We start from the raw sequence: 13,159 nt of genomic DNA on the forward strand, positions 1-13,159 counted from the left end.
GCCTCCTTGCTGTGCTATTTGACCAGCTTTACTCGCTGATCCCATTCTGTCGGGTACGGCAACGTCGCTGTTAGGTCAGGGGTTTCGAAGATATAACTTAATGGAAGCTGTAAATACGCCCCTCCATGCCCCACTCTGAGATTAACATCCGGCTCCTTAGCCCTCATATTACCGACAACTACATACAAGCGATACTTCCGCTCGTTTGCATCATCGACTAATGAAAATCCGGCCGGCAAAACATGATGTGAATGAATGTGCATCACGTCAAGATAGCGCGGCTCAGGAAAGTCTTTCCCAACGGTTGGCGCATGCACATGATCCCACGTCACATACTGCTCCGGACAGTCAAATAGATACTTCTCTTCGACTGTATCGTAAACGATCCGGACCATTGCTTCGTACTGATGAGCATCGTTCCAATATGCTCGGAAGAAGGAGATCGCCACCTTCAACATTTCACTGGGGATTTTGGGGAGGGCAAATTCAAACCCTTCCTTTACCGTGTCGACCATTGGAACTCGATTTGCCTTTAATACCAATCTTCCAAGTTTGCTGTCACGGACGCAGTAAATACGACCGTCATCCCCAGCAATATAATTGTTGGGTTGTCGTTTCTCTGCATTGAAGAATTCCCGAAGCCTCCAGAAGAATCCAGGCATAATCAGCAAGCTCCTTTGTCTTGCCCCCATGCATCGGGGAAGAGTTGCTTATTGTCGATGTCATATCTCCATTTAGTTCCCGATGGTGTCAGCTCTGCTGCATCCTCTTCTGTAACCATTTTCAAACGGATCTCCTCGAGCGTGACCGATTCAACTCCGTTATTGAGCTCGTCTTGGAAGAGCACATCGACTTCAAATACGGTCGCCGCGTAGTGAATCTTCCAAGATTCACCGAGCTTTACGGATTCCAACTCCGGCTCTTTCGGAGCTTGTTGTACAGGCGTTTTTGATTTAGCTCCTCCACGGCCATGCTTCTTCCTCGAATCCGCTTGTTTAACAGTATCAGCGCCGCAGGAACCTGCTGCATCCTTTTTGTCCTGCCCATCACTCGACGACGTAATTGCGTCGAAGCTGAACAAGGAAAGTTGTCCCCCTTCGTCAACAATCCGGTAACCAGAATCGTCTGATTCTGGAGAGGATTGATCACTCTCGCCTGCAGATGTCTGCTCGACACCATGAATTTGTTTCAACTCTATGGCAGCATTTACAGTGGCTCTCATACCTTCGATTTCCGCATTTACAACCTCATCGTTCGCTTCTTGTCCTAAGTTTGTATTTCCCATGATTCGTTAACCTCCGTTTATATGCGTTATTGGTTATTAAGTTCCTGCTCTTCAGTGGATTGAGACTCCTCAATCTCATCCTCAATAGAAAGAAGCTCGAACTGATCTGCGACGGTCAACCGAGTGTCCAGTAAGGTTTCCTCGTTAAAATCTTGACCTTGCAAGCTAATATACAACTCACGAAGGTTCTTCCCTCTGTACGCATGATCATTAGTCGAGCTTTTAAAGAATAATTCCGGTAGCCTTCTTAATTGGCTAAGCTGCGTTATCTCTATTTCTTTTAACTGGGGCCAGCAAGCGTGAAAATCAGGGAAGACATTGCCGAATGGATATCGGTATAGTCTTGAGCTTGCTTTTACAGGACCATCCTTCAAAGCGAATATCCGGCACTGTTCGATTTCTTTTCCTCTAATCACAAATTCAAAAAGGAGCTTAGGATGGCCTACGGACTCATAAGGAGTCTTGTAATACAAAATGTCCCGTTTGCTCTTCTCCACTTCGAGTACGACAATTTTGCGGCCGCTTATTTCTTCTTGATACAGGATCGTTCCCGGTGGCAAAAGTGGTGTCGTTACCGTCTTGGTTACCGGCATGTACGAGGTGATTTGTTCTTGAAACCACCGCTTTATATCAATATCCTTTTCGGTCCTTGCCCGTTCAGCGATCATCCGAAGTAAAATGCCAACGATCTCTTTACGACCTTCAGCTATGTTCAACTGTTTCAGCAGCGTACTGAAAAGCTGGAGAAGTACATCTTCATCGTAAAGGCGTTCCACTTTCCCTATGAGTAGCATTAACAGGTTATTTAGGCTGCCCTCTTCCACTTGTGATAGGTCAAACCGCTCCGCCAAAGCTCTGAGCACGAGCGAGAGGTATCTCATGTCCTCCTCAGAATTGCATCGACTTACGACCAGCTCCAGACACTTAAAAAAGACCTTTGGGTTTTGCCCTTCTAGAATCGGGCCGAAAATTTGATGAAGGGAAAATTTCTCTTCCGCAAGAATAAGCGCCGTCAATTCATTCGGTTCCATCATTGCATACAGTCCCTTCAGCAAATCATCCATCAATACACGACGATTAGAAACGGTTAAACCATTAGCCCGCCGCAGGACATGTACTAACTTGGTGTTGTCCTTTTCGTTCTCGGGCATCTGAATGATTGTTCCGTTTTGAATTAACTCGGACATGGTTCTCCTCCCTTGCTCCCCATTCGGTGATTTTCTCCTTTAATCGAAAATAGCAATCGCAGATTCTCTCGAAGATCAGATAATAGCTGCCTACACCCATCACATGAAAGGCGAGTCCAGTTTCGGACATCTCCATCTCCACGTGAACATCAGTGTATTCACAATCCAAATTCTCTTCGGAAATAGGCTCCCAGATCCACTCACGATCGGCCGCTGCCTCAGGATGAATACGTTCGATTTCTATCCACCTTGTCACTTCTGGAAGATCCATGTGAAAGGTGTAGTCATCGCCGTAATCCTCCAAAATATCTGCTTCACTGCCGGTCAAGATTTCCAAACCCTGAAGAAAAAAAGAATCATGACGGTCGCTCACCCGATCCATTGTAAAGACATAGTTCTCCGGCAGTTTCTTGCCAAGATCAAACAAGCGCTTCGCAACGACCAGGTTATCCATAGCAACATGATAAGTATCGATGTTCTCGGAATAGTACACACAACTTCTGCCCATGACACCACTCCTAAACAAACTTGCGTTTGCGATTTATTGAGGATTGTATCCCCTTGACTCGGTCCTTGAAATCCGCAATTCGTGCGACCTGAACGACTAGGTTCTCGCGATTTTCCTCTGCTTCGTTTTCCTCCGATTCATCCCCGGTTCGTAGAAACAAAGCTTGTTCCATAGCCATTACAGCTTGGTCATAGGTGAAGGATGAAAAATCAACATCTCCAAACCTCTGATGCCTATATGTTCCCCAGTGGAAAACATGCATCAACGGGACCATCACACCTTCTTTTCTATCCGCCACTTCTGGTGAGATGGCGGACTTCTCAATCACCTCGTGAAACTTGTCGAGATTCAATCGGTTTTCACTCCTTTCGGATTAAATTAGGGTTGTAGGGCAACAAAAAAATGCACTGCCCTTACCAATGACTAAGATCCAATAACTGGGGATCCTGCAAAAAATGCAATCAGTCACTCGTAAGAGGAGTGCATTGAACTTGTTTGAACTTGTTTCCAGAACGCTAACCTATATACCATCTTTTCAAATAAAATTCATACTCAAAAAGAATATTTCTTAATTAAATAAAATTAGTTAAAAGAAAAAGACCTTACTCAAGTTGAGCAAGGCCCGAATCGGAACCGGAGTCCCTGATTTTAAAAAACACCACAATGGAGTATTGACCAAGATAATGATCTTAGTACTGTGAGTTGCAAGTCTGTACTTCCTTCGTATAATCGAAGAAATATAAAATCACTTTGCATTGTTTACAGAAATTTTAGGATCTTTCAATGTCAAGGCTCCGTGTACGTAAAGGTTTTTAAGTGCTTTCATACGGGCCAATTTGGATGTTAAGATATGTGCTTCTCTTGTCATAAAAGACCGCCTCCTGGTAATTGAATTTTGGGTTGTAGGAACAAGAAAAAACGCTCCTTTACAATGCCCAAAGATTATTTCTCAAGAGAGAATTAATGATTTAGACGCTGTAAACGAGCGTTATTTAGAATTATAGGCATACCAAGGGTAGGTAAGAAATTAGAATTAAAATCAGAATGTCCTCTTCTGCCCTGGCTAGAGGATGGAGTAAAGAAGTAAAATGGTATGAAATAATCTTACCATAGGATAAAGAAAAAGAGAAGAACCGATATTATCAGTTCCTCTCCTCTTTAAACTTCACCGGCTGAACCGTCCCTCCGTAATTATCGTAAAAATCCTCGTGCAGTTGAAAGGTACTACCGTATCTACCGTATAACACCATGAACTCATTAGGTAGCAAGTTCTTACGGATCAGCTTTTTCAAATGCGAGCTGCAAAGCTCATAGGTAGCATCGTTTTCCGCGAATATGATCGCCTGCTCCTCACATAAAGAGCAGACTTTCTTGTCGGTTAAGTTACTCGGAAGTAAGTTCATTTCTGAATTCTTAAGTATTCCAATGACATACATGATTTGATGATTGGGACACATGATCACTGAGAAAGTACCATCGTCAAATCTACCCAAAATCTCGCGCATGTTTATCGTGCAGTGTCTGACGCAGCACTTCGACTCGGTATCATCCTTCCGTCTTTCGAGCACTTCATTTTTATTGTTATTTCTGATCAATTCTACCATTCAACTCTACCCTCCACCTTCGTTGGTTGTTATTTTAATCACAGTGTAGAAAAAAGGGGAATCCTTAGAATTCCCCCAACGACAGCCAAGTTGAATAATTTAATCAAGTACTGTGTGACCAAATAGTTCAATCCCAAGCTTAGATTTTACAATCTCTTTTGCAATTTCGAACTGTTTCATCATGATCGTTGTACTCTGACTGACTACTGGCATTCTCACATCCATCCACGGTCCGACATTAGAAGATGTATTGCGTAGAATGCTCCTCTTTTCGGTATACTCCGAATCATTAACTTGAATATTGAGATAGCCACAATCCAAACCAAAATTATCATCCAGTAGCAGAGTCATCTCACCATCAGTACCAGGCGTCCACTCTACTCGTTCATGGAACGCTGCAGAGAGTGCATTCAAGATAGACTTGGAGTTTTCATCGATCACAGACTGGACTCTTGCATCATATGCTTCGACCCAATGTTTGATCTCTTCAGTTTTTCCTGCCTCTTCTATCTCACGAGCTTTAAGCGTATTTCGGATTTCCTTAGAAATTCGGGTATGCTCATAGCCTTTCATAAGAGAGAACGCTTCAGCATGAGTTATGTCCTCCGAGATATAGTCTGTTGACAACGAGGACTCCACCAGATTGGTTGTGAAATGAAAAAGTTTCATCCCGAACGCAGTCTCCCCACGTTTACCACGGTTTGGACTTATTCTTTGAAGTACCGGTGCATCGTAGTTATACCATTCTTTAACGAAAGCAGGCGTAAGATTAACCGATATATTGCTGTTAAACTGATAAATAGATTCGAGACTATCTTCTTCGACCCATACGTCATCATCTCTCACTTCGTTAAAGTAAAGGAACTCTTCAATGTAGTTGAGGGAAACGATCAATCCGTATGGGTTTCTGTCCTCGCCCCTATTTAACCGAACCTCTTTTCCCCTACCTTTATGGATAGAGTATACGTCTTTATTCCACGCCAGTTTTACGGCTGCACGTGTTCCACTTCTGTAATACAAGAGCCGAATCGGTTCCTCAGCAAACTTCTTGGAGATGTGTTCAAGAGCAAGAGCCTTTGTTTCCGGGAGCTCTTTCCCAATGAGATGCGCTTTGACTTCCTCTTCGCAAATAGATGCCTCGATCTCTGCTCGGAGGTCCTCAAACCGTTTATCTACCTGACTTCTAAGATTGAATGCCACTTTTTCATTCATAATCGAAGCTGCGCCAATGCGAAGGACACGCTCCAATGAGTTCTTTACCTTACCTGACAGTTCCGTCGCAAGAACCTCTAACTGAAGCTTCTCCTCAACTTCCTCAAACCATGGAAAGTATTGCTGAACAGCTTCAAGAACCTTGTTTTGATTCTCCCCCCATTTCGCCTGATAGATCTTCTCTCGCGGAAGATCCAAAATCATCTTCGTGATTTCAATGGCGGTAATGGCAGCGAGTTTTACGATTTGTTCTGAGGTACAATACTTCAAAATTATATCGACTCGGCGGTCACCGAATACACTCAATCCTCGAAGTACTTCTTTGTACGTTGCGGTATTTTCATTGATTGAAAAAGGGTACACCGAGCGGATAACCTCTTGCATGAGCTTCATTCGAAGAAGTTCTTGGGCTGAAGCGGTTGTGAGATTTGAAAGAGTAGTCTCCTCCATTTGAATAGCCTTCTGTAAGTTTTCTGGATTAGGTTCGCGCATTTTCATTCGTCCTCTCTTGAGAAATTGGGTTGTAGGTGCAACGCAAAAAAGCACCTGAGAGGCGACCAACCAAATAGACACACGTGTAGTGTGAATTACAGGTTAATCATCTTTCAGATGCTTCTTTAATAGAATGCTCTCCTTTGCGCCTGCTGGAGAGGATAAGATAGATTAAAAAATAAAGGTATGAGGCTAGTTTATCACATCATAAAGACAAAAAATAGGAGAAGTTACCTCCTCCTATTGTTGCGGTATTAAACGATATCGCTCTTCTTCGCTATAGACCATTATATAGAATTTATAAAAATCAGATTATCTTAAACATTTTGTAAGGTGTAAAGATATAGTTAATATATTCGATGTCTACACCAAAACTCTTTCCTTTTCTTCGTAGTCGAATTAAATATCTCAGCAGCGATACATGTGTCGAAGGGCTGATGTTTCATGCAGATGTTCGGTGACGAGTTCAGGAAACGATAAGCGGTTATTTGTGTCTGCTGTAAATTTCAGATACGTAAACCCATTACAAAACACTGAATGCACCATTTTTTCAGGAACTCCTATATTGTTATATATCGCACCTAAATCATCTAGCAGCGTTCGGATCTCTTCGAACTGAGACTTGTTCCAGTAATACTGTGTTGGTCTTATAGTTACCACACCGGCAAGATACTCCTCTTTATAGTGCTTAAAACCCACCTTGAAAGAAAGTTTATTTTCAAGGATTTCCTTTAAAAGGAGAAACTCCTCGTTGCTTAGACCACGTATGTTATTCTTTTTATTATCTACCATTTCAGAACACTCCTTGATTTAAATTAGGTTGTATATAGGCATAAAAAATTCACCTCACCAGACAATCAATTTCAATACTCGAGAGCGAGATCATTAATCATCTTGTGAGATGTACTTTTGGTTAATTCGATAAAGGGCTACTATGAACCCTTGATTACTATGAGAGTTAGCTTGACTTCCGCTTACCCTTACCGTGCTTTCGGTTCCCCCTTTTCATTTGACCTTGGGGCCCTACATTACGAGGTTCGTTATTGTCATTTTGACATGCGACAGCAACTTGTTCAGCAGAGAATTTTAGGTTATCCTCAGCCACAATAGTCCGGAGCTCTTCAAGCAGTTCCTGCTTAATTGTGTTCTTTATCTCCTCAAGAGATGGCTCTCTTTTACCATAAGCCGTTCTCCCTAAAGCGATCAAACCCGTTACAGATGCAAACACTCCAGAAGCATCCTTAACTGCATCCAGTAATTGCTTATCACTTTCGCTAAAGGCATAGGTCACTCCTACAGTAGAGGCAACGAAATAAGCTGAGAGTGAGACTACCGCTACCCAAAATGAGGCTTGAGTGAAGGTCATTCTCTTCTCTTCTCGCAATTTAGTAGAATTGCTGAATAATAAGAGTGTCAAGTCATGAATCCATCGTCCAATGGAAACAAAAGCAACACTCCCAACTATCGCCAATATGTAATAAAAAGGCGCGTAGTAATCCATCGCTTTTGGTAATAGCATTGCTATTCCAATATACAGAAAGTATGAGACACCAATAGAAAACATAATAGTAAAAAATGTGGTGACCAACTTAGCCCATATACCAGAAAATTTATTTACTACAGCAACTATTAGACCAGCTGGCATTATCAGTATAAGCAAGATTATATGTAGAACTTTAGAATTCTTATTAAAGGGTGCTGTAATAAAGAAGAAAGATCCTACCAAAATTACATAAGCGATACCTACAGCCCATAGGACCCCCATATAAATATCGCTGGATAAGAATTCCCCAATCATTGGAACAAAATAATACACGTCTAAAGTCAAAAGTGTAAGACCAAATACAAAACTTAACCAGACTAAAATTTTTTTTGAGTTTTGAAGAATCATAATGACCCCTCCCATTAATTTTTAATAACTTCTTAAAAGTAAAAAAACACCCCTCAAAGAATGATAAAAGTAAGACACACGTAAAGTGTGAATTAACTTGAATCACCATTTAAGGCGTGTTAGTTTGCTTAGAATGCTCCCTGTGCGCATGCTGGGAGTTAGTGGACGTGTATAAGGTATATGTCAATAATATCACAATTCCATAGTTGCTAAAAGGCACTGCGGGATAGAATATAATATTTATTTAAGCTCTAAAATCAAATCATGCTGTATATCCAAAATTTATACCACTCAAAATTTAGCCTCCCTTTCTTACGATGGTAGAATTAAGGAGATAAATGTTGGAGGAGGTTTTAACCATGATGAAAACTGAATCTTTAAAAATAAATGCAACAAAATACTCGGGTCTCCCACTTCAATCCCTTAAATTTCTGGTGAAGACATCAGCACCAGTGGATAAACTTAGAAAGAGAGAAGTTTGGAAGGAGATTTATTACAGATATTTCACTCAAGGCCGCGAGTTCAACTTGTACAGTTTATTAAGAGGAGAACCAGTAGCATTCAGTAATACTATCGGATGGGAGCTCGATACCGAAGAAGTTGAAATCCCTATTCATCATGCAGAAGATTTTATCAAGAATTTAATTGATTTCATCCAGTATGTCGAACAGAAGATTCTATCTTCTGATAATCTTCAATTTCATTGGCAGCTTCATGAATTGGCGGGTATGCAATCCATGATTGAAAGGGTTCGAGATGCCAAAATTAAAGATATGAACACACGGCAGAAAATAAACCTTTTCATCGACAAGATCAATGAAGCTCGGAGGATAGCTCTTCTGCAGATTGAGAAAGCTGAATCCGTAGTATTAACAACACCTAATGATACATACAACCTGGGCGAAAAATCTCATCTTAGTATTCAAGAAGAGAAAACTGCTCTGTCGAAACAACAGTTAGTCCACTTAAAAATTGCAATATCGAAAGTGAATAAAGGGCAATGGATGGAAATGATTAAAAATCTTCGTATTTACTATCCCGAGGATCAACAGAAAATAATTCGCCACGGAGTGAAAAAATATCCTCATGACATCATTGAGTATCATCCATGGCAAGCATTTATCGAAAATAGGGATATCCGAAATCCAGAACTGAATATGCTCAGAGCCCTATTTATTGGTATTGAAAAGTCCGGCCTAACCGATTGGTTCCAACATCTCAAACTTACGTCTGTAACTGGTTTTTTACGTTATGTAAAAGACTGGTTCTTCGAAGCTGAGAAAGCGACAGAGGATTTCTTTGTAAAATTAGAGCTAGAACTGCTCAGAGAGATAAGTGAACATTCAAGTCCTACCGTTAACGGTGAAGAAAACCCGGCATTCTACGAGTCAAAAAATTTATATAACGATTATCTACTGAACGAGCTGGAAAAACATTATTGGATTGTCGAGAGATATGAGAATGGTAACATGTCTGAAATGTTAGATTATGCTCCAGGATATTACGAGATATTGAGTGAATATATGGCTAATCCAGTTAGGGTAGCCAATTTAAAATATTCGAGGTACGGACTTCTTCAATTTGAAATGGTTAACGATTATACTAAAGGGCGCCTGACCATCATTGACTTGTATTATGACCTTTTAAAGAAATTCAATCGTAATCTCGCTTGGAACGAGGAATCCTTTCTTAGGACAGGAGACAAATTTTCCATAGCAAAAAACGTCCCAACGAAATATTATTCGAAAATCAAACGGTTTTTCCAGCTTCCTTTAACTCTAGAGTTCGATGCTGGATGCGCATTAAACGAAGATCGGCCGGTAACAAATCAAAGTTCAATAGAAAGTGTTATTATCTATAAGTTCATACGCGGAGTTATAAAAACATCGGAGCTACGCTGGTTATATACTTCCGAAGAAGGGTATGCATTTTTTAAAGCCAATACTAAAGTTTTTCGAAGTAGTGGAATGTTTCATTCACATGAAGACTACGTGGCTGAGTTTATTTCTGAAGTCATCCCCCTGTTTGACTTCAGAGATCCGGACCAACTTCGCAGATTCTTCCAACTTGAATTCAGCACAAAATACATCTACGGGCCCTATCCAAAAATAAAAAAAGAGGTGGCCGATCGAATTGTAAGAAAGCTCCATGATGAAGTTCCTCATGAGCTGCAGATCGTATCCGAGTTCTTCGATGGAATCGAAGAAGAGTATACCGAATTCGAAGTTTATGATCAATTTGACGGACTTTCTCCCTTCGAGTTGTTAATACTCCAACAGCAAGGGATAGAGATCGGTAAAGAACAGCATTTTAAAGGTTATAAGGAAAATCTATTCAACACAACTACCCACTTCACTCCTGATGAAGTAAGAACGAGATTTATTATTGATTACTACAAGAACTATTATGGTTCTTAGCATGTAAAAGACCCCGTCTCCTTTTACCGGAGCGGGGTCTTTGCGTCAACAAATTTTGATTTAGGAAACTCTTTGGTTCCCCCATGTTAGACGAACATTTCCTTTCTCGTCTGTTTCTTTTTCAATCAAGCTGTTCAGGATGTCGAGGTCTATGCCAAACTCATCAAAAATTTCAGCCTGCTCTTTAAAATCTAATGTCTTAATGTATTCGTTGATTCGCTCTTTGCTCATCAACAATGCTAATAGGTTCTGCTCGATCGTATGGTCGTATGTCACCATATGGATCTCCTTAGCTTCTGTACTGTTATATCGAATAAAGCGGAAGCAGGTGGGTAGAGAGAGGGCGCATTACTACATAATCCGGCTGGTTCCACACTTTATTTACATGTGGTTCCAGACTTTATTTACCGGTCCCACACTTTATTTGCATGGTTCCAGACTTTATTTACTGGTTCCATACTTTATTTGCATGGTTCCAGACTTTATTTACTGGTTCCATACTTTCTTTTCATGTGTCCCCAGATCCGACTATTAAGCATGTTTCCCTCAAGCCCCCGTTAGAACCGTGCGAGCTGCTTTCACAGCACACGGCTCGCGACTAATTTAAGCCTATCCGTTGATTGCCCGAGTGTTCGGGTGTTTCTTAGCGTGGCATTCTTGGCACAGAGTTTGTTTCAGAAGATCCCTGCTCGCAGCGATCACCGCGAGTGCATCCTTCCTCCTATTTCTCTTGACCATTCTTTTGTGGTGGATTTGCATTCCTGCATCCCCACCGCATTCTGTACAAGTTTCATTCGAGGCAAGCGCCTCGAGTTTATCTCCCAGCGAATTACCCTGAACAAGACGGCCTATGGTTCCCTTCTCCGCCTTGTCATCGTCTTTGGAGTGCCATCCGTGCTGTTCGTTCGCATTCCGGATTTTATTCGCGACTTCCAGTGGAGTTCGGTAGGCATAGTCGCTGAAATAGCGCATATACACCGGTTTATCTCCGCTCTTGGCACGAATCCGCTGTCTCGTCTTACCGTAGACGTGTATCTTGTTGACCACGTAAGAATCGATCACTTTAGCGATCGAGCACTTGTGCTTGCGACCAAGCCAGTGCATAAGCATCCAGTAGAGTTCCTTGTCCAAGGTGTTGGCCACCGAGCTCCAGTTGTTCGCTATCAGATGATAGTTGCTCCATCCGCTTACAACCCTGTTAATCGCAACGATCATGTCGAAAGCAGGATTGTTTGAGTGTAGCTCTGTTAACGCCTGCAGCCTCTTCCTAATGCGCTTAATTCGCACTCGTGGAGTGTAGACAAGCGCATAGTTGTTTCGGTACCCATGCCCTTTCGACGAAGGTTTCTGAATAATATCATAACCCAGAAACGTGAACCCTTCAGTAGCGTGCGTTATCTTGGTCTTCTCCTGACTCAACGTGAGGCCTAAATTATCAGAGAACCATTCTGAGATGGTCTCTTTCATTCTCTCCGCTTCACGTTTGTGGTAGTTACCCATGAGGATGACGAAATCGTCCGCATACCGAACATATCCCAAACTCTTGCTTGCGAAATATAGTTCGGAGTCCTGCCTGGTGTATCTGCTGCGCTCTTTCCTAAGCTGCCGTACCATCGCGATCATTTCATCTCGTGAATTTAGGGTCACGATTGTACCCTTTTCACTGGATGATGGGTTCTCTTTCAGCTCAACCTTGTAGGTTGTTCTATTCTCCGACAACGCTTTTGATAGCTTCCGCAACTTGTTCTGGAAATACGCATACTCCTTAGAGTCTCTGCGCTTCTCCCGATTCATGTTCTGCTGACTTGGAGCTATAAACTTGTCGAACTCATGGAGATAGATATTAGCCAGAATGGGGCTAACAATGCCGCCCTGTGGAGTTCCATCCTTGGTAGCAAAAACTGGATTGGCCCCATCTGTACCAAACCCCATCTGATATCCGCTTTTCAGGAATTTGTTGATGAGTTGAATGAACCTCTCATCCGCGATCCTGGCACGCAAGACGTTCAGAAGCTTGGAATGCTTGATGTTATCAAAGCATCCCTTGATATCTCCTTCGATAACCCAGTCGAACTTTCTAGGAACGATTTCGCTGATCGCCGTTTGGCAACTACGACGCGGCCGGAAGCCGTGAGATGCATCCGAGAATAATGGATCGTAGAGAGCTTCCAAGATAAGTTTAACCGCCTGTTGAACAAGTCTGTCCTTGATGGCGGGAATCCCTAGTGGCCGCTTTCCCTTACCGTTACCCTTTGGGATTTCAACTCTTCTGACCGGTGCCGGCACATATTCTCCGGTACGCAGCTGGGTTGACAGGGAAGCGATATGTTCGTCCCTTCGTTCTTCAAACCCGCTTCGGTTCATCCGATCCACCCCTGCAGTCTTGATACCTTTATTGCCTCTGATGCAGTCCCATGCGTACGATAACATTTCCTCGTTCTGGACGATTTTGTACAGTTTGTTGAATCTGCGCTTCTTGTCCGCCTTAGCCACTTTGGACAGGTAAGCAATTCGTTCCATGACGTTCATAGAGGATCAACCTCCTATTCAATGGTCGGAATTG

Annotated in this window: 13 protein-coding genes; 1 reads left to right on the top strand and 12 read right to left on the bottom strand. The window is 42.2% G+C overall.

Annotated elements, in window-relative coordinates:
• Nucleotides 1–14: 14 nt before the first annotated feature.
• From ACFQ3J_RS24500 to ACFQ3J_RS24545, 10 genes are all read right to left on the bottom strand, one after another.
• A complete protein-coding gene (locus ACFQ3J_RS24500; protein ID WP_090727607.1) occupies nt 15–662 on the bottom strand; it encodes a hypothetical protein in 648 nt (215 codons plus the stop codon).
• Nucleotides 663–664: 2 nt separating this feature from the next.
• Nucleotides 665–1,285, bottom strand: a complete 621-nt coding sequence (locus ACFQ3J_RS24505) for a hypothetical protein (protein ID WP_090727605.1) — start codon at nt 1,283–1,285, stop codon at nt 665–667.
• 26 nt (nt 1,286–1,311) lie between these two features.
• Nucleotides 1,312–2,472, bottom strand: a complete 1,161-nt coding sequence (locus tag ACFQ3J_RS24510; RefSeq protein ID WP_139237034.1) for a hypothetical protein — start codon at nt 2,470–2,472, stop codon at nt 1,312–1,314.
• Nucleotides 2,381–2,980, bottom strand: a complete 600-nt coding sequence (locus ACFQ3J_RS24515) for a hypothetical protein (protein WP_090727602.1) — start codon at nt 2,978–2,980, stop codon at nt 2,381–2,383. The genes ACFQ3J_RS24510 and ACFQ3J_RS24515 overlap by 92 nt, the downstream gene beginning before the upstream one ends.
• Before the next feature lie 10 nt (nt 2,981–2,990).
• Nucleotides 2,991–3,332 (bottom strand): hypothetical protein, encoded by a 342-nt coding sequence (locus ACFQ3J_RS24520; RefSeq protein WP_090727600.1) that lies wholly within the window; start codon nt 3,330–3,332, stop codon nt 2,991–2,993.
• 393 nt (nt 3,333–3,725) lie between these two features.
• Nucleotides 3,726–3,848 carry a hypothetical protein gene (locus ACFQ3J_RS24525; RefSeq protein ID WP_256209940.1) on the bottom strand — a complete coding sequence of 41 codons (123 nt, stop codon included), beginning with the start codon at nt 3,846–3,848 and terminating at the stop codon, nt 3,726–3,728.
• Nucleotides 3,849–4,122: 274 nt separating this feature from the next.
• The gene (locus tag ACFQ3J_RS24530; RefSeq protein ID WP_090727598.1) at nt 4,123–4,584 is read right to left on the bottom strand and encodes a hypothetical protein; all 462 of its coding nucleotides are present in this window, start codon (nt 4,582–4,584) and stop codon (nt 4,123–4,125) included.
• 99 nt (nt 4,585–4,683) lie between these two features.
• Entirely contained in the window at nt 4,684–6,246 is a 1,563-nt protein-coding gene (locus ACFQ3J_RS24535) for a hypothetical protein (protein WP_139237033.1), read from the bottom strand.
• Between the two features lie 450 nt (nt 6,247–6,696).
• Entirely contained in the window at nt 6,697–7,080 is a 384-nt protein-coding gene (locus ACFQ3J_RS24540; RefSeq protein ID WP_090727595.1) for a hypothetical protein, read from the bottom strand.
• Between the two features lie 166 nt (nt 7,081–7,246).
• Nucleotides 7,247–8,179 carry a hypothetical protein gene (locus ACFQ3J_RS24545; protein ID WP_090727593.1) on the bottom strand — a complete coding sequence of 311 codons (933 nt, stop codon included), beginning with the start codon at nt 8,177–8,179 and terminating at the stop codon, nt 7,247–7,249.
• Nucleotides 8,180–8,538: 359 nt separating this feature from the next.
• Between ACFQ3J_RS24545 and ACFQ3J_RS24550 the strand changes: the two genes are divergently transcribed.
• Nucleotides 8,539–10,596, top strand: coding sequence for a hypothetical protein (locus tag ACFQ3J_RS24550; protein WP_090727592.1), 2,058 nt, complete (start codon nt 8,539–8,541; stop codon nt 10,594–10,596).
• A gap of 60 nt (nt 10,597–10,656) precedes the next feature.
• On the opposite strand, the gene ACFQ3J_RS24555 is transcribed toward ACFQ3J_RS24550, so the two are convergent.
• The gene (locus ACFQ3J_RS24555; protein ID WP_090727590.1) at nt 10,657–10,875 is read right to left on the bottom strand and encodes a hypothetical protein; all 219 of its coding nucleotides are present in this window, start codon (nt 10,873–10,875) and stop codon (nt 10,657–10,659) included.
• 330 nt (nt 10,876–11,205) lie between these two features.
• Nucleotides 11,206–13,125: a group II intron reverse transcriptase/maturase gene (gene ltrA / locus ACFQ3J_RS24560; protein WP_090727589.1), complete on the bottom strand. Its 1,920-nt coding sequence runs from the start codon at nt 13,123–13,125 to the stop codon at nt 11,206–11,208.
• Between the last annotated feature and the right edge of the window lie 34 nt (nt 13,126–13,159).

The organism is Paenibacillus provencensis (assembly GCF_042678545.1).
GTDB classification, from domain to species: domain Bacteria; phylum Bacillota; class Bacilli; order Paenibacillales; family Paenibacillaceae; genus Paenibacillus; species Paenibacillus provencensis.